The organism is Pseudomonas sp. B12(2026), assembly GCF_057767015.1.
In genome coordinates this window covers 986,559-1,005,250 of the sequence record NZ_CM173430.1, presented here as the reverse complement: position 1 = coordinate 1,005,250, position 18,692 = coordinate 986,559, and the positions used below count along the sequence as shown (strand labels likewise).

At 64.3% G+C, this 18,692-nt stretch carries 19 protein-coding genes and 1 tRNA gene; 9 read left to right on the top strand and 11 right to left on the bottom strand.

Annotated features, from left to right (window positions below; all coding sequences use genetic code 11):
• Positions 1-22 precede the first annotated feature (22 nt).
• From AC3B6A_RS04775 to AC3B6A_RS04760, 4 genes are all read right to left on the bottom strand, one after another.
• Positions 23-727, bottom strand: coding sequence for a methyl-accepting chemotaxis protein (locus AC3B6A_RS04775; RefSeq protein ID WP_488403512.1), 705 nt, complete (start codon positions 725-727; stop codon positions 23-25).
• Between the two features lie 1,550 nt (positions 728-2,277).
• Complete coding sequence (ampE, locus tag AC3B6A_RS04770) at positions 2,278-3,114, bottom strand: regulatory signaling modulator protein AmpE (RefSeq protein WP_488401156.1); 837 nt, start codon at positions 3,112-3,114, stop codon at positions 2,278-2,280.
• On the bottom strand, positions 3,111-3,674 hold the full coding sequence (gene ampD, locus AC3B6A_RS04765; protein ID WP_488401155.1) for a 1,6-anhydro-N-acetylmuramyl-L-alanine amidase AmpD: 564 nt from the start codon (positions 3,672-3,674) through the stop codon (positions 3,111-3,113). The genes ampE and ampD overlap by 4 nt, the downstream gene beginning before the upstream one ends.
• Positions 3,675-3,762: 88 nt before the next feature.
• Positions 3,763-6,054 carry a DUF1631 domain-containing protein gene (locus AC3B6A_RS04760; protein ID WP_488401154.1) on the bottom strand — a complete coding sequence of 764 codons (2,292 nt, stop codon included), beginning with the start codon at positions 6,052-6,054 and terminating at the stop codon, positions 3,763-3,765.
• Between the two features lie 282 nt (positions 6,055-6,336).
• Here AC3B6A_RS04760 and nadC point away from each other — a divergent pair, with 282 nt between their 5' ends.
• Together nadC and galE are read left to right on the top strand one after the other, a co-directional pair.
• Positions 6,337-7,185 (top strand): carboxylating nicotinate-nucleotide diphosphorylase, encoded by an 849-nt coding sequence (gene nadC / locus AC3B6A_RS04755; protein WP_488401153.1) that lies wholly within the window; start codon positions 6,337-6,339, stop codon positions 7,183-7,185.
• 112 nt (positions 7,186-7,297) lie between these two features.
• Entirely contained in the window at positions 7,298-8,320 is a 1,023-nt protein-coding gene (gene galE, locus AC3B6A_RS04750) for a UDP-glucose 4-epimerase GalE (RefSeq protein ID WP_488401152.1), read from the top strand.
• Positions 8,321-8,371: 51 nt separating this feature from the next.
• Here the strand turns inward: galE and AC3B6A_RS04745 are convergent.
• From AC3B6A_RS04745 to AC3B6A_RS04735, 3 genes are all read right to left on the bottom strand, one after another.
• Positions 8,372-8,447, bottom strand: a tRNA-Thr gene (locus AC3B6A_RS04745).
• Between the two features lie 93 nt (positions 8,448-8,540).
• Complete coding sequence (locus AC3B6A_RS04740) at positions 8,541-10,100, bottom strand: PglL family O-oligosaccharyltransferase (RefSeq protein ID WP_488401151.1); 1,560 nt, start codon at positions 10,098-10,100, stop codon at positions 8,541-8,543.
• 311 nt (positions 10,101-10,411) lie between these two features.
• Positions 10,412-10,834: a pilin gene (locus AC3B6A_RS04735; protein WP_488401150.1), complete on the bottom strand. Its 423-nt coding sequence runs from the start codon at positions 10,832-10,834 to the stop codon at positions 10,412-10,414.
• Between the two features lie 225 nt (positions 10,835-11,059).
• Here AC3B6A_RS04735 and pilB point away from each other — a divergent pair, with 225 nt between their 5' ends.
• The 5 genes from pilB (at position 11,060) to yacG (ending at position 15,737) form a co-directional block, all read left to right on the top strand.
• Positions 11,060-12,763 carry a type IV-A pilus assembly ATPase PilB gene (gene pilB / locus AC3B6A_RS04730; RefSeq protein WP_488401149.1) on the top strand — a complete coding sequence of 568 codons (1,704 nt, stop codon included), beginning with the start codon at positions 11,060-11,062 and terminating at the stop codon, positions 12,761-12,763.
• 3 nt (positions 12,764-12,766) lie between these two features.
• Positions 12,767-13,984, top strand: coding sequence for a type II secretion system F family protein (locus AC3B6A_RS04725; protein WP_488401148.1), 1,218 nt, complete (start codon positions 12,767-12,769; stop codon positions 13,982-13,984).
• A gap of 3 nt (positions 13,985-13,987) precedes the next feature.
• Complete coding sequence (locus AC3B6A_RS04720) at positions 13,988-14,860, top strand: prepilin peptidase (RefSeq protein ID WP_488401147.1); 873 nt, start codon at positions 13,988-13,990, stop codon at positions 14,858-14,860.
• Between the two features lie 65 nt (positions 14,861-14,925).
• The gene (coaE, locus tag AC3B6A_RS04715) at positions 14,926-15,534 is read left to right on the top strand and encodes a dephospho-CoA kinase (RefSeq protein ID WP_488401146.1); all 609 of its coding nucleotides are present in this window, start codon (positions 14,926-14,928) and stop codon (positions 15,532-15,534) included.
• Positions 15,531-15,737: a DNA gyrase inhibitor YacG gene (gene yacG / locus AC3B6A_RS04710; RefSeq protein WP_488401145.1), complete on the top strand. Its 207-nt coding sequence runs from the start codon at positions 15,531-15,533 to the stop codon at positions 15,735-15,737. The genes coaE and yacG overlap by 4 nt, the downstream gene beginning before the upstream one ends.
• Before the next feature lie 39 nt (positions 15,738-15,776).
• Here the strand turns inward: yacG and AC3B6A_RS04705 are convergent, their stop codons facing one another.
• From AC3B6A_RS04705 to AC3B6A_RS04690, 4 genes are all read right to left on the bottom strand, one after another.
• A complete protein-coding gene (locus AC3B6A_RS04705) occupies positions 15,777-15,992 on the bottom strand; it encodes a hypothetical protein (RefSeq protein ID WP_488401144.1) in 216 nt (71 codons plus the stop codon).
• A gap of 107 nt (positions 15,993-16,099) precedes the next feature.
• Positions 16,100-16,789 (bottom strand): energy-coupling factor ABC transporter permease, encoded by a 690-nt coding sequence (locus AC3B6A_RS04700; RefSeq protein WP_488401143.1) that lies wholly within the window; start codon positions 16,787-16,789, stop codon positions 16,100-16,102.
• Entirely contained in the window at positions 16,786-17,253 is a 468-nt protein-coding gene (locus tag AC3B6A_RS04695) for an FAD/FMN-containing dehydrogenase (protein WP_488401142.1), read from the bottom strand. The genes AC3B6A_RS04700 and AC3B6A_RS04695 overlap by 4 nt, the downstream gene beginning before the upstream one ends.
• A gap of 2 nt (positions 17,254-17,255) precedes the next feature.
• On the bottom strand, positions 17,256-17,672 hold the full coding sequence (locus tag AC3B6A_RS04690) for a GNAT family N-acetyltransferase (protein WP_488401141.1): 417 nt from the start codon (positions 17,670-17,672) through the stop codon (positions 17,256-17,258).
• Positions 17,673-17,769: 97 nt separating this feature from the next.
• Between AC3B6A_RS04690 and AC3B6A_RS04685 the strand changes: the two genes are divergently transcribed.
• Positions 17,770-18,399, top strand: coding sequence for a DUF1780 domain-containing protein (locus tag AC3B6A_RS04685; RefSeq protein WP_488401140.1), 630 nt, complete (start codon positions 17,770-17,772; stop codon positions 18,397-18,399).
• Positions 18,400-18,470: 71 nt separating this feature from the next.
• Positions 18,471-18,641, top strand: a complete 171-nt coding sequence (locus AC3B6A_RS04680) for a DUF3094 family protein (protein ID WP_488401139.1) — start codon at positions 18,471-18,473, stop codon at positions 18,639-18,641.
• Positions 18,642-18,692 lie beyond the last annotated feature (51 nt).

The window sequence follows — 18,692 nt, the reverse complement described above, 5'->3', positions numbered from 1 at the left end:
GCTGCTGGTGAAAACCCTTGCCTCAGACCCGGAACGCGCCGATCAGGCGCTTGAGCTCGACCACCTGGCCGCTGAGCTCGCGGCTGGCGCGCTCGGTCTCGCTGGCGCCCTCGGCGGTGCGTTCGCCGGCCTGGTTGATCTGCACGATGTTCTGGTCGATGTCGTGGGCGACCGCCGTCTGCTGCTCGGCGGCGGCGGCGATCTGCTGGTTCTGGTCGACGATGGCGCCCACCGCCTGGAGGATGTTCTCCAGCGCCAGCTGCACCTGCGCCGACTGGCTGACGGTGCCGTCGGCGGTCTGGTGGCTGCTGCCCATCGCCTTCACCGCCGCGCCGACGCCGCTCTGCAGGCGGGCGATCATCTGTTCGATTTCCTCGGTGGACTGCTGGGTGCGCTTGGCCAGCGTGCGCACCTCATCGGCCACCACGGCGAAGCCCCTGCCCTGCTCGCCGGCCCGCGCCGCCTCGATGGCGGCGTTGAGCGCGAGCAGGTTGGTCTGCTCGGCGATGCCCTTGATCACGTCCAGCACGCGGCTGATGGAGGCGCTGTCGGCGGCCAGCTGGTTGATCACGCTCACCGACTCGTCGATCTCGCCGGCCAGGCGCTGGATGCTGCCGACCTGCGACTCGACCAGGGCGCGGCCGCTGGCGGTTTCCTGGTTGACGTTGTGCGCGCTGCCCACCGCCACGGCGGCGCTGCGCGCCACCTCCTGGGCGGTGGCGGACATCTGGTTCATCGCCGTGGCGACCTGTTCGATCTGGCTGCGCTGGCCGCTCACCGCCTGGTTGCTCTCGGCGGACACCGACTCGACGCGCACGGTCTGCCGCTCGACTTCGGCGACGGTACGGCCGACCCGCTCGATGAGGTCGTGGATCTTCGCCACCGTCTGGTTGAACGCCTGGCCGAGCTCGCCGAGTTCGTCCCGGCTCTGCGCGTGGAAGGTGACGGTCATGTCGCCGGAAGCGACGCGCTCCATCATCTGCCCCAGGCTCTTGAGGGTGGTGCGGGTGGACACGTAGAAGCCGCCGTAGAGATAGAAGATGGCGAGGAACACCACCAGCAGCGCCACCACCAGCAGCAGCATCTGCCGCTGCTTGCTGGCCAGGCGCTCCTGCAGGGCGCCATCGACGAAGGCCAGCACCTGGTCGTCGAGGCGGTAGGTCTGGTCCATCGCCCGGCTGACCTGCTCGTAGAACTCGGTCCAGGGCATGTCGAGGGTATCGGCCATCACCACCTTTTCCTCGAACAGCTTGCCCAGGCTCTTGAGGGTTTCCCGGCTGGCCTCGGCCTCGGCGGACAGCGCGGCCTGCGCGGCGGCGCTGCCGCCCAGGGCGTCCTGCAGCTTGAGGCCGTATTCGGCGTGGAGCTTTTCCAGCTCCTGCAGCAGGTCGTCGAAGCGGGCGCTGGAGGAGGAATTGAGGAAGCCCTGGCCCAGCGCGCTGGAGCCGATGGTGCGGCCCTGGCTGAGGGTCTGGGTGATCTGCGGGGTGACGGCGGTGATCAGTTCGGCGAGCTGGCGCACGTCGCGGGCGTCGTCCTGGCTCAGCCCGCCCTGGGACAGCAGCAGCTTGTTGAATACCTGCACCTGGCTGAGCAGACGCGCCGCCACGGCCGCCTTGCTCTGCAGCGAGCCTTCGCTCTCGACGCCCTTGAGGGAGCTGAGCAGCTCATCGCGGCGGGTATTGAATTCGGCGACCTGCTCGGCGTCCTGGGTGACCGGCTGCAACGCGCCGATCTGCGCCTGCAGGTCCTTGTGCAACTGGGCGATGCGCCCGTCGAGGCCGGCGCCCTTGCCGGACTGGCCGAGCACGCCGTTGATCTGCAACAGGTCGTTGTAGGCTTCGACGTTGCGACGGACCTGCTGGCCATCGCCGATCAGCTGCAGGCTTTGCAGTTCGGCGCGGGTGTTGACGAACTGGCGGTAGGAATCGCGCACCAGGTAGAAGTTGGTGATCAGCATCGGCAGGAAGAACAGCACGCTGATCAGGCTGAACTTCATGCCGAAGCTCAGGCGGTTCATCAGCGCGATGGCCGGATAGAGCGCAGTCCTCACAAAGACGTCTCCTGTTCCCGTTATTGTTATGTCGCTTGTCGGGGATGGCAGGCGCGCCCCTGGACTGGCGCACGCCGCGCGCGCCCGGCCGGGGTTCGTGACGCGTATCACGGACCGCGGCGGCGGGCACAGGCTTCTGTGTACCTGATATCGGCGGGGAGTTCTGTAACTTAAGGTTAAAATGCCATCATCGGACCAACGGTGGAGAGGCCGATATCAGGCTCTTACAGCAGCAGGGTCCAGATGGCGAAGACGGCATACCAGAGCACCGCCGAGCGCACCAGCAGTTGCCAGAGCGCATCCAGGCTGGCGACGCCCTTGGCGCCCAGCCCGCCCTCGTTGAAGTCCTCGGCGACGTAGCCGGCCCGGGCCAGCAGGCGGGCGGCGGGAACGTCCCAGGCCAGCAGGTCGTGCAGCAGGCTGCGGCTGACGGCGACGAAGTTGCCCACCAGGGCGAAACTCAGCACCAGCGCCCGCGCCGGCAGCCAGTCGAAGGCATGCCGCAGCTGGACCGCGCGCTCGCGCAGCTCCGCCTGCCGGCACTGCTCCGCCGCGAGGGCCAGCAGGCGGTAGGCCAGCGCGGCCACCGGGCCGAGCAGCGCGTACCAGAAGATCACCGCGAAGAATGCCTGGTAGGCCTGCCACACCAGCGTGCCCTGCACCTGCGCCAGCAACTCGTCGTCGTTGTCGGCCTGCACGCCGAGGTCGCGCTCGGCGACGTGATAGGCGCCCTGGGCGTCCTCGCGGCGCCAGGCATCGCGGAACGGGCCGATGGCCCGCAGGATGTCGCCGCGCCCCAGGCTCCAGATCACCACCAGCAGGTGCACCGGCAGCGCCAGCAGGCCGTAGGCGACGGGCTCCAGCAGGGTCAGCAGCAGCGCGAGCAGGAGCAGCGGCGGCAGTATCGCCACCAGCAACCCGAGCCAGGGCCGCGCCATGAGCGACGGTACGCCGCCCACGCTGTCCAGCCAGCCGAACCAGAGGCTGTCGCGCTGCACGCGCGCGCGCCAGGAGGAGAGCTTCTCGACCACCAGGACCAGCAACAACAGCAGGAAACTCATAGTGACTCCTTCACTCCGATGGCGGCGAAATAGCGCGCCCAGTCGAATGCCTCGCCCGGGTCGGTCTTGCGTTCGGGGGCGATGTCGCAATGCCCCTGGATACGCGCCGGGGTGATGGCCGGGTAGCTCGCCATCAGCTGCCGGGTCAGCGCCGCCAGGACCTCGTACTGGCGGTCGCTGTAGGGATCGCAGTCGGTCCCTTCCAGTTCGATGCCGATGGAAAAATCGTTGCAGTTCTCCCGCCCGTCGAAACGCGACACGCCGGCATGCCAGGCGCGCTGGTTGCAGGACACGAACTGGAACAGCGAACCGTCGCGCTCGATGAGGAAGTGCGCGGAAACCGTCATGGCGGCGATGCTGGCGAAATAGGGATGCTCGTCGGCGTCGAGGCGGTTCTGGAAGAATTCCTGAACCTTGCAGGTGCCGAACTGGCCCGGCGGCAGGCTGATGTTGTGGATCACCAGCAACGACACCACCTCGCCGTCCGGGCGGGCATTGAAGTTCGGCGAGGGGCAATGCTGGGCGCCTTGGCACCAGCCGGTAAGGGGGTCGAGCTGCATGGGGGCTCCTTGGAAGAACCCCACTCTAAAGCAGCCGCACGGGGAAATGAACTCGCAGGGTCGCCGCACCGCTCTGGGTGCGGCGCGGTCAGGCGTTCTTCAGGCGGCGCAGGTTGCCGATCACCGACTCCAGGGCGCGGTCGAACAGCAGGGCGTCGTCCAGCAGGCGCACGGCGTTGCGGCTGAACTCCAGGGCCAGGCCCATGCGGGTCTTCTCCAGCACCTTCATGCCGGTGCGGTTGACGAAGATGTAACGGCAGCTCGGGCGGATCACCGCCGCCAGCTTGCAGCGCAGCTTGTGTTCTTCGTCTTCCTGGATCTCCACCCAGCTGCCGACGCGCAGGTCGTCGACCCGGCGCAGCGACTCGTCGTCATCGGCGAACACGGTTTCCTGCTCCACCGCGGGAGTTCCTTCGGGGCTGGCGAGGACGATTTCCGCCACCACCGCCACCATCGCCGCTTGCGGCGCGGCCGCGGCGGGCGCGTCCAGCGGCTCGTCGAGCAGCGGCAGGTCGTCGTCCAGACCGGCTGCCTCGCGTTCCTCGGCCTGCTTGTAGCGCTGGAAGGCCTGCACGTGCAGCCCTTCCAGGCGGCTGAAGAATTCACCGGTGGAGAACGGATCGAAGGCGGCGGCGGCCAGACCTTCACGCAGCGACTTGAGCAGCTGCGGGACCATCTCCAGCAGGCGCAGGCGCGAATCCGGGTCCTCGTGGGGCTCCACGCTCCAGACCAGGTCGTCCATGGTCGCCAGCGCGGCGTCCCACTCGCTGGAGGTGGTGCCGTGCTTGAGGCAGGTGAGCAGCAGCACCTTGCTCCAGGCTTCCTGCAGCAGGCGCACCACCACTTCCGGCAGCGTGCGGCCGAGCAGGCGCTCGTTGAGCACGCGCTCCACGTCCTGGCGCGCCAGCTCGGCGCGGGCGCGGCCTTCCTCGGCGTCGCGGGTGCGCTGTTCGAGCAGTTCGCTGCGGCGGCGCTCGTCGCCGGTGAAGGCGATGAACTCGTCGAGCAGCTCGGAGAAGATCGCCGGGTCGTCGACGAAATCGTTCAGCAGGCGCATCACCACCTGCTCGATCTTCTGGTACAGGTAGTCGCGCTGGCCGTCGGTCTGCTCGCCCCAGCCCAGGGCCGCCGAGGCGATCTCGTTGAGCAGGCGGCGCGCCGGGTGGCTGCCGCGGCTGAAGAAGGTCTTGTCGAGCACCGCGACCTTGAGCATCGGAATCTGCATGCGGCCGATCAGGGCCTTCAGCGAGTCCGGCAGGGTGCGGTCGTCGAGGATGAATTCGAAGAGCATGGAGACGAGGTTGATGACGTCCTCGTCGACCTGGCCGACCACGCGGGAACGGCCGCTCTTGGAGCTGACGCGGGTCAGCAGGTGGTCCAGGTGCTGGCGTACGTCGACCTCATCGATGGTCTGCGCCGGCAGGTGCGACTGCAGGTGGGAGAGCAGGCGCATCAGGTCGTTGCTGGTGATCGGCACGGCGTCGGCGGGCACCGCGCGCGCCGGCGCGACCGCACTGCCGCGCACCTGCGAAAGCAGTTCCTGCAGGGCGGAAAATGCCGCCTGGGATTCGCTGTCCAGGTAGTGCATGCCGGCCTGCTCCGCCGTAGCGGGCGCCGGTGCCGCCGACGCGCCGCCACCCTGGCTGGGCGCGGTGCGCTGCGGCGGACGGCGCAGCGGCACGTTCTTGAGTTCCGGCAGCACGCCGAGGTCGACCAGCGTCTGGTTGGCCCCGGCATACAGGTGCTCGGCCTCGGCCAGCACATATTTGTCGAACAGCTTGAGGATGATCAGCTTGACCTTGATCTCCACGCCCAGGCCCTGGCACGCCTCCAGGAACGCCTCGCAGAGCAGGCGCGGGCCCAGCGGGTTGGTCTTGTCTTCGACCTTCTTGCTGACCAGCTTGTTGATGCGGGCCGTGAGGTGCCCGAGGGCGACGCCGTCACGGTTCATCACCTTGGCGACCATGGCATCCAGCGCCACGGCCTCTTCCAGCTCGTCGTTCTGGACCAGGGTGAGGTTGTCGTAGGAAACGGTCTCCAGCGGCGACTTGCCGATGTCGTACTGGCCGAGGCTGGCGAAGTTCTCGAAGACTTTCTGCAGGAAGCCGCGTTCGATGCTCTTGCGCTTGAGGCGCAGGTCGCGCATGGCCTCGAAGTAGGCGCTCTGCTCGGTGTTGTTGGCGGCGCGGTCGGCCATCTCGAACAGGGTGTCGTCGGCGTTGTCGAACAGCGCCTGCATCGCCTGGCGCAACTGGACGGCGACCTTGTCGCGCACGCTGACCAGCGCCGCCGGCAAACGCGCGGCGAACGAATTCGGCGACTGCTCGGGAGCAGCCGACTTGTTCAGCGGCACTACATTCGCATTCGCGTCGTTCTTCATCGCACGTCTCCTGCCGTCAGCCCCTGGCCGGGCTGGCTGGCGGCATCAACAACCATTGAGGCTGCCATCCGCGTCAAATTAATGACGTCAAAAAGTAGGACTATTGAGCGTCATTATAGGGAAGCTTTCTTAACAACCAAGAGTCATTTCTCGCATTCTTGAAGAAATTTCCTACAACTCGATTGCCGTCCGTCCGGCAGCCGCTCAACCTGCGCCCCGCCGGTCGATACCCGCGACAGCGTGCCGCCCGTATAATCCCGGCACCGCGAACAGGAGCCTTCCATGCCGAACCTCACCCTTGCCGAGCTTTCCGGGGAAATCCAAGCCAACGTGCGCGCCGCCCTGGCCGAAGACGTGGGCAGCGGCGACATCACCGCCCAGCTGATCCCCGCCGAACGCAACGCCAGCGCGCGCATCATCACCCGCGAGAACGCCACGCTGGCCGGCAGCGCCTGGGTCGACGAGGTCTTCCGCCAGGTCGACCCGCGCGTCCAGGTGACCTGGCAGGTTCGCGATGGCGAGCGGGTCAGCGCCGACCAGACCCTGTTCACCCTCGAAGGCCCGGCCCGCGCCCTGCTCACCGGCGAGCGCAGCGCCCTGAACTTCCTCCAGCTGCTTTCCGGCAGCGCCACCCGCGCCCGCCATTACGCCGACCTGGTCGACGGCACCGGCGTGAAGCTGCTCGACACCCGCAAGACCCTGCCCGGCCTGCGCCTGGCGCAGAAGTACGCGATCACCTGCGGCGGCTGCCACAACCACCGCATCGGCCTGTACGACGCCTTCCTGATCAAGGAAAACCACATCGCCGCCTGCGGCGGCATCGCCCAGGCCGTCGCCGCCGCCCGGCGCATCGCACCGGGCAAGCCGGTGGAGGTCGAGGTGGAAGACCTCGCCGAACTGCGCCAGGCCCTGGACGCCGGCGCCGACATCATCATGCTCGACGAACTGAGCCTGGACGACATGCGCACCGCCGTCGCTCTCACCGCCGGCCGCGCCAAGCTGGAAGCCTCCGGCGGCATCACCGAGGCGACCCTGCGCAGCGTCGCCGAAACGGGCGTGGACTACATCTCCATCGGCACCCTGACCAAGGACGTCAAGGCGCTGGATCTGTCGATGCGGTTGAGCCTGTAGCACCGCGCCAAACTGCCAAATCGATCACGCCGCGCTGCATAGGGCCGCCTCGCCTGCCTCTGAGAGAATCCGGAGACGGGCGAAACGGCGCAGGGAAAGCACGGGCGAGATCATGGCGAGCAAGATTCTGTTGACCGGGGGCTGTGGCTACATCGGCTCCCACATCTGTATTGAACTGATCGAGCAGGGCTTCACTCCGGTCATCCTGGACAACCTGAGCAACAGCTCCACCACCCCGCTGCGGCGAATCGAGCAACTCACCGGCCAGGCCATTCCCTTCGTCGAAGGCGACGTGCGCAACGAAGCCGCCCTGGAACGGCTCTTCAGCGAACACGCGATCGAAGCGACCATCCACCTCGCCGGCCTGAAGTCCGTTGCCGAATCGGTCGCCAACCCGATCACCTACTACCAGAACAACTTCGCCGGCACCCTGCCCCTCTGCGAGGTGATGCAGCGTCACGGCGTGAAGCGCTTCATCTACAGTTCCTCCGCAACGGTTTACGGGCTCGCCGCCGAAAGCCCGATCCGCGAGGACGCCCCCACCGCCCCGGCCAGCCCGTATGGCCGCTCGAAGCTCATGGCGGAGATCGCCCTGCGCGACATCGCCCACGCCGACCCGCAATGGAAAATCGCCATCCTGCGCTACTTCAACCCGGTCGGAGCCCACGCCAGCGGGCGGATTGGCGAGGATCCCAACGGCATTCCCAACAACCTGATGCCCTATGTCTCGCAAGTGGCGACCGGCCAGCAGCCGTTCATCCGGGTATTCGGCAGCGACTACCCGACGCCCGACGGCACCGGCGTGCGCGACTACCTGCACGTCTGCGACCTCGCCGACGCCCACCTCTGCGCGCTGCGCTGGCTGGACGGCGCCGAAGGCGCGAAGACCTTCAACCTCGGCACCGGGCGCGGCTACAGCGTGCTGGAAATCATCGAGGCCTATGAAAAGGCTTGCGGCCACAGCCTCCCCCGCCAGTTCCTCGACCGCCGCCCCGGCGACGTGGCGAGCTACCATGCCGATCCCGACCTGGCTGGCCAGGAACTGCTCTGGCACGCCGCCCGAAGCCTCGAGGACATGTGCCGCGACGCCTGGAACTGGCAACGCCGCAACCCCGGCGGCTACGTCGACGGCTGAAGCGCAGACAAACAAAAAGCCCCGCTCGAAAGCGGGGCTTTTTGTTGAAGATGGTGCCGGTAAGAGGAATCGAACCCCCGACCTTCTCATTACGAATGAGCTGCTCTACCGACTGAGCTACACCGGCGGCGGGCGTAAGCTACCATCCCGGTCCCTGCGAATCAATCCATCCAGGCGATTTGATATACGCCGAAGTGATTAGGCGGTGCAGGTGCGAAACTCACTCCACTCTTGGCAAAACAACGGAACTCATTTCAGGATTACCCGACGACGCCACGACCGCCCAATCATTAATCGCCGATCTGCAATCCCGCTTTGGCTTGAGGTCACAGATGAGCTGCAACGCCCAGGCCGCCTCTCCTGTTCTATTGTTCAACGCGGCTGATTGCGCATACCGAAAAAGCCCACCAGTTGTCGGGTAGCGCAAGACTGCAAGACGCTCTCCTTCGAGAGCCGCAGCCGACATGTTTCGCCTTGGCTCCGTGTCCAGGCGCTCAAGTGCACTCTGCAGCGACTTGAGGAGAATCACGTATGGAGAGGCTGGGATTACTGCGCCCGATATTCGCGCAGCCACCAATTTACGCGCAGCCAGGCTCTCCTCTATCAATCTGTAGTCGCGAAATACAATTACAAGAACCACAGCCATCACCGCACCAATCACGATTATCGAGAAGCGTGGCAACGTAGCGACGGTCTTCATGGGCAAGAACGAACTTGCCATACCAACCAGCAAGCCGACTGGCACCAGGAAAATCAAGTAAAGATGAGGCAACTCAAGCATCGAGTGAATAAGGAAGACACCAATGGCGGCCAGAATGATGCCATGCCGCTCCGTCCTCACCTTCAGAACCTGCCCGACTCCCCAGCAGACAATAGCAGCCACCAACACCGTGCCAATTACGACCCCATTCCAGAGCAGCAGGTCAAGGAAGAGGTTATGCGCATGCCCCATAACTGAACTTAGGCCCGGATACTTCTCGGCAAACTCCACATGAACCGATACAACCTGGTTCCAGCCATACCCAAGCAACGGCCGTTCTGCAATGCCCTCAAGCGCCATGGACCAAAAAATCGGACGCAGGCCGGCACTTAACATCTCCCGACCTGTTGCACCAAAGAGAAAATCACCCAGCGATGGAATAAGCAATAGCAAAGAAACAAACCAACTTGCCAGCAATAGCACCGCGACCAGTCTTTTCCTTACATCGCGAGGCCACCACAACATGAGAGCAACCACAGCAAGGAAAGCGACCTGAAGACAGCCAGTACGCGAGCCCGTCAGGACCACCCCCAGCAAGAAGAAGGCGACCGCCAAGACAGCACAGCCACCACCGATAAAACGTCTGCCATAGGCCCACCAGACTCCGATACACCCCCAAACCAGAAGTGTCGCAAGATTGTTGGCTTGCCCGACAAGCGCAACAACCCTCACTCCGCCTGTCGCGGGGGAAGGCACCAGAATCCCCAACCCATCAAGCGCGAACCATTGATACAGGGCCAGTCCAGTAGAAAGTATCGAAACAAGGAAAAAAATTGCGAACAAACCATCTGCAATTCGATAGGAATCTACCAATTGCCTCTGCTGCCCCAAGGACAAGGCAATTGCAAAGACCAGAATGAAACCCGCAATTAGAAAAGACTCTTCAGGAATGAGAAGCAGCCCTGCCATCGCCTGAAAGACAGGAATGATAGACAGACTGAAAATAAAGAATGCCCCACGAGTTACAGTCCAACCCCGCGGCGAAGAGAAGAACAACAGAACGACCAACGGAAGCAACATAGCTGCCGCCATGGAGTCATTGTAGAAGGTAGTCCAGGGATCCGTGTGCGTAGGCAGCAACCAAGGGAACGAAGCGACAACTACCCAAAGAACTCTCACAAGCGTCGAACATTCCGCCCTATCCTCATTTCCTCCACTCACTCGATACAACCTCGCCCCCTCCCCAAGCCAATGCAGCCGGCCCTGAACTCCGGACACACACTTCCCACAGTCCACTTCATAAAGCCCCAGCGCACCGACAATCCAAACCTGACCGCAAAAAAGAAGCGACCCGAAGGTCGCCTCTTTAAGCCACAAGAATCACAGTGCTATCAAGGACGGCACTCTTGAGGAACGAACTTGGGATCGATAGTGGTGGTGCATTTCCAGGTCAGCTGACCACTACCATTAGTATTTTCAGTAGGCGTAAGAACAATATCACCTTCAGCATTCGGAACGATCGAAGTTGCGGTTACAATACCGTCTCCGTCATTAATGGTGATACCAGAAACGTATTTAGTCGCACCCGGGAAGGTATAACCGGAGTTCGAAGCAGTCAGCGATGCCAGACCGCCGAGAGAAGAACTGGTTTCAGCCACAGCCAGCTTGGCCGGAGCAGCCATTACGATAACTTCGCTGATCTTGGCGCGAGTGGTGTAATCCTGATAAGCCGGCAGAGCGATGGCGGCCAGGATGCCGATGATCGCAACCACGATCATCAGTTCGATCAGGGTAAAGCCTTTTTGAGCTTTCATAGTTCTCTCCAGTTTTTTAGGTACGGTCCTAGGACCTGCTTCGGAGAAAGCAGCTTCCGTGCCAAGATTCCTACGCCATAAAACACGACACCTGTAGGTAATTTCAGATAATCAGAAGCGAAATTACGCAGGAAGTGACAATTTTCGACAGCAGCACTCTGCTGAATTTGGCACCTCCCCCTAACTGCGTTATAAGGCTTAAATCTCTTCATCCGGCTATTCCCCATGAACGATCAAGTCGTCCTGTCCGGCCTTGCCCGGCAGCTGGTGCTGTCTCAACTGCTCGATGAGAACAGCGCGCGGCAGGCTCAACTGCAGGCCCAGCGCAACAAGCTGTCGCTGGTGACCTACCTGGTACAGAACAAGCTGGTGAAAAGCCGCCCCCTGACGGAGCTGGCCGCCGAACAGTTCGGCATCGCCTTCTGCGACCTGAGCAGCCTGGACCGCGAGAGCTTTCCCAAGGACCTGGTCAGCGAGAAGCTGGTGCGCCAGCACCGCGTCCTCCCCTTGTGGCGCAGGGGCAACAAGCTCTTCGTCGGCCTGTCGGACCCGACCAATCACCAGGCGATCACCGACGTCCAGTTCAGCACCGGCCTGACCACCGAAGCCATCCTGGTCGAGGACGACAGGCTCGGCGACGCCATCGAGAAGTTCTTCGAGAGCGCAACCGGTGGGCTGGACGAGTTGAGCGATGTCGACCTGGAAGCGCTGGACATCGAGGCCGGGGGCTCCGAAAACAAGGAAGAAGCCATCGGCGGCGACGCCGATGACGCGCCGGTGGTGCGCTTCGTCAACAAGATGCTGCTGGATGCCATCAAGGGCGGCTCGTCGGACCTGCACTTCGAGCCCTACGAGAAGATCTACCGAGTTCGCTTCCGCACCGACGGCATGCTCCACGAAACGGCCAAGCCGCCAATCCAATTGGCCAGCCGCATCTCCGCCCGCCTCAAGGTAATGGCCGGCCTGGATATCTCCGAACGCCGCAAGCCCCAGGACGGTCGCATCAAGATGCGCGTGTCCAAGACCAAGTCCATCGATTTCCGCGTCAACACCCTGCCCACGCTCTGGGGCGAAAAGATCGTGATGCGGATCCTCGATTCGGCCAGCGCACAGATGGGCATCGACGCCCTCGGCTACGAAGATGGGCAGAAGCAGCTGTATCTGGATGCGTTGAAGAAGCCGCAGGGCATGATCCTGGTGACTGGCCCTACCGGTTCGGGCAAGACGGTATCGCTGTATACCGGCCTGAATATCCTCAACACGCCGGACATCAATATCTCGACCGCGGAAGACCCGGTGGAGATCAACCTGGAAGGCATCAACCAGGTCAACGTCAACCCGAAGCAGGGCATGGACTTCGCCCAGGCGCTGCGCGCCTTCCTGCGCCAGGACCCGGACGTGATCATGGTGGGCGAGATCCGTGACCTGGAAACCGCGGAAATCGCCATCAAGGCGGCCCAGACCGGCCACATGGTGATGTCCACCCTGCACACCAACAGCGCCGCCGAAACCCTGACCCGCCTGCTGAACATGGGCGTCGCCTCCTTCAACCTCGCCACTTCCACCAACCTGATCATCGCCCAGCGCCTGGCGCGCAAGCTCTGTCCGGTCTGCAAGAAGGAGCATGACGTCCCCCGCGAAGCGCTGCTCCACGAAGGTTTCCCGGAAGACAAGATCGGCTCGTTCAAGCTCTATTCCCCGGTCGGCTGTGAAAACTGCAAGCACGGTTACAAGGGGCGTGTGGGTATTTATGAAGTGGTTAAAATCACGCCGGCGCTACAGCGGATTATCATGGAAGAAGGCAATTCCATTCAGATCGCCGAACAAGCCCGCAAAGAAGGCTTCAACGATCTGCGCACCTCGGGCCTGCTGAAGGCCATGCAGGGCATTACCAGCCTCGAGGAAATCAACCGCGTGACCAAGGATTAATCCATGGCGGAAAAAGCATTGAAGACCAGTGTCTTTACCTGGGAAGGCACTGATCGCAAGGGCGGGAAGGTAAAAGGGGAGCTTTCCGGGATCAGTACGGCACTGGTCAAGGCCCAACTGCGCAAGCAGGGCATCAACCCGACCAAGGTCCGCAAGAAAGGCATCTCGCTGCTGGGCAAGGGCAAGTCGATCAAGCCGATGGACATTGCCCTGTTCACCCGGCAGATGGCGACCATGATGGGCTCGGGCGTTCCGCTGTTGCAGTCCTTCGACATCATCGGCGAAGGCTTCGACAACCCGAACATGCGCACGCTGGTCGACGAGGTGAAGCAGGAAGTCGCCTCCGGCAACAGCCTGGCCAACTCCCTGCGCAAGAAGCCGCAGTACTTCGACGACCTCTATTGCAACTTGGTGGATGCCGGCGAACAGTCCGGCGCCCTGGAGACCCTGCTCGACCGCGTGGCGACCTACAAGGAAAAGACCGAGTCGCTCAAGGCCAAGATCAAGAAGGCCATGACCTACCCCATCGCGGTCGTCATCGTCGCCCTCATCGTTTCGGCCATTCTGCTGATCAAGGTCGTGCCGCAGTTCCAGACGGTCTTCGCCAACTTCGGTGCGGAGCTCCCGGCGTTTACCCAGATGGTCATCAACCTTTCCGAACTATTGCAGAAATGGTGGTTCATCTTCCTGATCGCCCTATTCGTCGCAGCGTTCGCCCTCAGGGAACTCCACAGACGTTCCGAAAAGTTCAGGGACTCCATGGACCGCGGCGTGCTGAAACTTCCCATTGTCGGCGACATCCTCTACAAGTCCGCCGTAGCCCGTTATTCCCGCACCCTCTCTACCACGTTCGCCGCTGGCGTCCCCCTGGTGGAGGCACTGGACTCGGTATCCGGCGCAACCGGTAACGTGGTCTTCCGTAATGCAGTGAACAAGATCAAGCAGGACGTGTCCTCCGGTACCCAGTTGAACTTCTCCATGCGCACCACGGGAGTATTCCCGAGCATGGCCATCCAGATGGCCGCGATCGGTGAAGAGTCCGGCTCGCTGGACGCCATGCTGGACAAGGTCGCCAGCTACTACGAGGAAGAGGTCGACAACGCCGTCGATAACCTGACCACGCTGATGGAGCCGATGATCATGGCCGTTCTCGGTGTACTGGTCGGTGGCCTGATCATCGCCATGTACCTGCCGATCTTCCAACTGGGTGCCGTCGTATAAACCATGCCTGTCCTCGACTTCCTGGCCAGCACTCCGCTGGCCTTTGTTTTGTGCGCCCTCCTGCTCGGCCTGCTGGTCGGCAGTTTCCTCAACGTGGTCATCCACCGCCTGCCGCGGATGATGCAGCGCGACTGGCAGCGTGAGGCGCGCGCGGCGCTGGATCTGCCGGAAGGCGAGCCGCAGCCCACCTACAACCTGATCCTGCCGAACTCCCAATGCCCGCACTGCGGCCACGAGATCAGGGCCTGGGAAAACATTCCCGTGCTGAGCTACCTGGCGCTGCGCGGCAAGTGCTCCTCGTGCAAAGCGCCCATCAGCAGCCGTTATCCGCTGATCGAACTGGCCTGCGGTTTGTTGTCAGCCTTCATCGCCTGGCACTACGGCTTCGGCTGGCAGGCCGGCGCCATGCTGCTGCTCGGCTGGGGCCTGCTGGCGATGAGCATGATCGACGTCGATCACCAGTTGCTGCCCGATGCGCTGGTGCTGCCGCTGCTCTGGCTCGGCCTGATCGCCAACTACTTCGGGCTGTTCACCAGCCTCGGCGACGCCCTCTGGGGCGCCGTGTTCGGCTACCTGAGCCTGTGGTCGGTATACTGGCTGTTCAAGCTGATCACCGGCAAGGAAGGCATGGGCTACGGCGACTTCAAGCTGCTGGCGATGATCGGCGCCTGGGGTGGCTGGCAGGTGTTGCCGCTGACCATCCTGCTGTCGTCGCTGGTGGGCGCGGTGCTGGGCCTCATCATCCTTCGCCTGCGTAACGCCGAAACCAGCACGCCGATCCCCTTCGGCCCCTATCTGGCCATCGCCGGCTGGATTGCGCTGCTCTGGGGTGATCAAATAACCGCGACCTACCTGCAGTTCGCCGGTTTCCGCTAGCCTTCTCCCGCGCCGAGTCCATCCGGCGCGCTCTGACGGTCGCCGGACCGGCAAGAAGGAGAACCATGAAACCCTGGATCCTCGGCCTGACCGGCGGCATCGGCAGCGGCAAGAGCGCCGCCGCCCAGCACTTTGCCGCGCTGGGCGTGCACATGGTGGATGCCGATCACGCCGCGCGCTGGGTGGTCGAACCCGGCCGCTCCGCCCTCGCCAAGATCGTCGACCGCTTCGGTGACGCGGTGCTGCAGCCGGACGGCCAGCTCAACCGCGCCGCCCTGCGCGAGCGCATCTTCACCTCGGAAGAAGAGCGGCGCTGGCTGGAGCAACTGCTGCACCCGCTGATCGGCGAAGAGATCGCCGCCAACCTGGCGCAGGCCAAATCGCCCTACGCCATCCTCGTCTCGCCGCTGCTGGTGGAGTCCGGGCAGCGCCGGATGACCCAGCGCCTGCTGGTGGTGGACACCCCGGAACACCTGCAACTGGAACGCACCATGCGTCGGGACAAGGTGTCCGAAGAACAGGTCCGCGCGATTCTCAAGGCTCAGGCCGTGCGCGAAGACCGACTCAAGCACGCGGATGACGTGCTGCTAAACGACGGCGACCTCGCCCACCTGCAGCAGCAGGTCGAGCGCCTGCATCAGTTCTATCTCGGCCTGCGTGGAGGACAACCATGAGCCAACCCCTGACCGTGGAATGCCCCACCTGCGGCGCCCCCGTGGAGTGGAGCGCGAAAAGCGAATTCCGCCCCTTCTGCTCGCACCGCTGCAAGCTGATCGACCTCGGTGCCTGGGCCGCGGAGGAGCACGCCATCCCCGGCGACAACCAGGAGGACGAGCTGTTCTCCGGCGACCTGGAAAAGCCGCCGCGCGGGCACTGAGCCCGAATGAAAAGGCCCGCATCGGCGGGCCTTTTCCGTTCAGGGGCGCATGAAGGCGTAGTCGCGCTCGTCGTCCAGGTTGTCGGCGAGGAAGTGCAGCTCATGGCCCAGGTCCTCCTCGCTGCGCACCTGCGCGTTGGCCCGCACCACCGCGCTGAGCAGCGCGCGCACCACCAGTTGCGGGTCCTGCCCCGCCGCTTCCGCCTCGATCAGCAGCTCCTGAAGGCGCTGCTCTGCCCAGCTGTGAATGCTCATCGGCAATCTCCTTGCGAATGGGAGAGCAAGCTTCCCCGATCGCGGGACGTTTCCGGGCTGACCTGGGTCAAGCGACGGGGACGATGCGGGCGCGCGATGGCCGGGTATCAGCGCGACCCATCGTCATCCTTCCACGGCGCCTGCAGGTAGCGCGTGCGGTTGAAGGTCTCCAGCCAGTCCGGGTAGAACACCACCAGCCCGGTGACGATGGTGCCGTTGATAAAGGCCTCGGGGAACATGATCAGCCACAGGTAGCCGATGAAGTCCTCGATCCACGGCGGCATGGCGAACAGGCCGTCCATCCACAGCAACCCGAGCCCCAGCATCATGCTGCACAGCGCCGCCAGCGCGGCGGGGAAGAAGCCCGAGCAGAAGATGTAGACGAACAGGTTCCGCGGCTGCCGGCGTTCGACGAAGATCGCCGCCAATTCCGTAATCAGCACCGGGATCAACACCAGCAGGATGCCGTTGATGCCGATGGCCACCCAGTCCTGCCGGCCGATCACGCATAGGCCGATCTGCGCCACCAGCCCGACGATGATCGCCAGCGGCCAGTCCAGCAGCAGCGTCACCGCGGTCATGCCGATGAAGTGGAAGGACAGGCCCGAGGCGAAATCCCGCCGCACCAGCCAGAGCAGGAACAACCCGAGCATGGTGCCGAACACCAGGTGCTGGCGGCGGAAGTCGCTGATCAGCTCCAACCAGGGCGCGCGCCAGGCGGCCCAGGCCAGGATGGGCAGGTAGATCGCCCAGCCCAGCTCCAGGGTTTCCTCGGACAGCAGCTGCGCGGCAATCACGGCGTGCCGCGCTCCAGTGCCTGGCGCAGCGCCTCGGCGTTATCGAAGCGGCGGGTGTCGACCACCCTGCCCTGCTCCAGCTGCAGCCAGGTCACGACCTCCGGCTGGGCGCCGAGGCGGCTGGCGATGCGCGCGTCGCGGTCGAGCAGGACGCGGTAGGTGTAATCGCGCATGGCCGGCACGGCGAACATCGTCGCGATCGCCCCCGGCATGCGGCTGATGTCCGCGACGAACACCGCATGCCGCGCTTCGAGGTAACCGGCGGGCCGGCCTTCCAGCGCCGACTTGAGCAGCCGCGAGCCGGTCATGTCACGGGCGACCAGCACCACCCGCAGCTCGGGACTCGCCGTGTAGGGCTTGTCGAACTGGTCCAGCAGGGTCCAGCCACTCGCCGTTGCCGCCTCCTGCGCCAGCACGGAACCCGCCAGCAGCAGGCACAACAGTCCGCTCAGCAATCGTTTCACGCTCAACCTCCAACGGAAAAAACCTCTAGATCCCCGCGCCGCCCCCAGCCAGCCTGGGCTTCCCAGAAGGCCAGGGCCTCGGGCGCATCCCTGAGCACGAAGACGTGGGACTTGCCGATCCCCTCGCGCGCCAGGCGGGCCAGCGCCTCGTCGAGCAGCGCCCGCGCCAGCCCCCGGCCACGGAAGGCCTCGTCGACCACCAGGTGCTGGAGGTAACCCCGCCGTCCGTCATGGCCGGCCAGCAGGCTGCCGACCACCCGGCCGTCCTCCTCCAGCACCAGGCTCAGGCCGGGATTGCGGCGCAGGTAGGCGGCAAAGGGTTCGTAGTCATCGTCGCGGCGCAACTGGATGCCCGCAGTGCGCTGCCACAGGGCGCGCAGGGCGGCGTGATCGTCGGGAACGGCGGAGCGCAGCAGCATCGCGACCTCGGTGTCATGGCTGGCGACAGTCTACACCGGGCGTCCATCCCGTCGCCGCCCCCTTCGCCCTCCGAGGCGCAGCAACTATGCTGAAGGCATGAATGAATCCGACTACCTGCGCCTGCTGACCCGTCAGGCGGAACAAGCCAACGACTTTCTCTCCAACGCCCGCAAGTGGGAACGGGAGTGCTGGGCCTGCCAGCGCCTGCTGCTGGCCCTGAAGGTCCGCCACCGCCCGGAAGACTTCATCGCGCCGACACAGCAGCCGCCGGACGTGCTGTTCCGCGATGCCAGCTTCGAGGTGTTCTTCGTGCTGGACCAGGGCCGCCGGCTCAACGAGGAATGGCGCGAGGAGCTGCTGCGCCGGCGCATGGCGCAGAGCATCAACCAGCTGATCCGCCGCGAGCAGCGCCCGCGGCGGATTCCCTGCGCGGAGCTGCAGGCGCGCCTGGCGCCGACGCTGCGCAAGAAGGCGCACAACTACAGCGAACGCGGCATCGACCCAGGCGAGCTGGACCTGCTCGCCTTCGTCAGCCTCAAGCGCGAGGCGGCGGACTTCAACACCCCTTTTCCGCCCCCCACGGAATACCTGCGCCAGGGCTGGCGCTCGCTGTCGATCGTCGGCCCCACCTTCGCCCGCGTGCTGTTCGCCCACACCGATGCGCCGGACTTCCTGCGCGGCCACCTCGGCCGCACGGTGCTGTTCGACATGGGCGTGGGCCTCTGAACGCCCCCTTGCGCATTGAGGGGCCGGCCAAGCCCTACTAGAATCCCCGGCATTACAAACGGAGGCCGCCCATGTCCAGTCGCCTGAGCCCCGAAGACCAGCAGAAGGTCGATCAGTACCTCAGCTCCCCCGTCCACCAGGTCCAGCGTGCGCCGTTCAAGCCCTGGCTGATGATGGGTGGATTGCTCGCGGTGGTCGTCGCCCTGGGTTTGCTGAGCCGCCTCCTGGCCTACCTTGCGTGAGCGCCGTGCCGCCACGGGCCGATACAGGATTCCTTAAGCTATGAGAATGCA

What these genes read in the sequence shown, in the direction of transcription:
- AC3B6A_RS04775 (WP_488403512.1), bottom strand. Translation starts at nt 727, where the DNA reads ATGTCCGCCACCGCCCAGGAGGTGGCGCGCAGCGCCGCCGTGGCGGTG.
- ampE (WP_488401156.1), bottom strand. Translation starts at nt 3,114, where the DNA reads ATGAGTTTCCTGCTGTTGTTGCTGGTCCTGGTGGTCGAGAAGCTCTCC.
- ampD (WP_488401155.1), bottom strand. Translation starts at nt 3,674, where the DNA reads ATGCAGCTCGACCCCCTTACCGGCTGGTGCCAAGGCGCCCAGCATTGC.
- AC3B6A_RS04760 (WP_488401154.1), bottom strand. Translation starts at nt 6,054, where the DNA reads ATGAAGAACGACGCGAATGCGAATGTAGTGCCGCTGAACAAGTCGGCT.
- nadC (WP_488401153.1), top strand. Translation starts at nt 6,337, where the DNA reads ATGCCGAACCTCACCCTTGCCGAGCTTTCCGGGGAAATCCAAGCCAAC.
- galE (WP_488401152.1), top strand. Translation starts at nt 7,298, where the DNA reads ATGGCGAGCAAGATTCTGTTGACCGGGGGCTGTGGCTACATCGGCTCC.
- AC3B6A_RS04740 (WP_488401151.1), bottom strand. Translation starts at nt 10,100, where the DNA reads ATGTTGCTTCCGTTGGTCGTTCTGTTGTTCTTCTCTTCGCCGCGGGGT.
- AC3B6A_RS04735 (WP_488401150.1), bottom strand. Translation starts at nt 10,834, where the DNA reads ATGAAAGCTCAAAAAGGCTTTACCCTGATCGAACTGATGATCGTGGTT.
- pilB (WP_488401149.1), top strand. Translation starts at nt 11,060, where the DNA reads ATGAACGATCAAGTCGTCCTGTCCGGCCTTGCCCGGCAGCTGGTGCTG.
- AC3B6A_RS04725 (WP_488401148.1), top strand. Translation starts at nt 12,767, where the DNA reads ATGGCGGAAAAAGCATTGAAGACCAGTGTCTTTACCTGGGAAGGCACT.
- AC3B6A_RS04720 (WP_488401147.1), top strand. Translation starts at nt 13,988, where the DNA reads ATGCCTGTCCTCGACTTCCTGGCCAGCACTCCGCTGGCCTTTGTTTTG.
- coaE (WP_488401146.1), top strand. Translation starts at nt 14,926, where the DNA reads ATGAAACCCTGGATCCTCGGCCTGACCGGCGGCATCGGCAGCGGCAAG.
- yacG (WP_488401145.1), top strand. Translation starts at nt 15,531, where the DNA reads ATGAGCCAACCCCTGACCGTGGAATGCCCCACCTGCGGCGCCCCCGTG.
- AC3B6A_RS04705 (WP_488401144.1), bottom strand. Translation starts at nt 15,992, where the DNA reads ATGAGCATTCACAGCTGGGCAGAGCAGCGCCTTCAGGAGCTGCTGATC.
- AC3B6A_RS04690 (WP_488401141.1), bottom strand. Translation starts at nt 17,672, where the DNA reads ATGCTGCTGCGCTCCGCCGTTCCCGACGATCACGCCGCCCTGCGCGCC.
- AC3B6A_RS04685 (WP_488401140.1), top strand. Translation starts at nt 17,770, where the DNA reads ATGAATGAATCCGACTACCTGCGCCTGCTGACCCGTCAGGCGGAACAA.
- AC3B6A_RS04680 (WP_488401139.1), top strand. Translation starts at nt 18,471, where the DNA reads ATGTCCAGTCGCCTGAGCCCCGAAGACCAGCAGAAGGTCGATCAGTAC.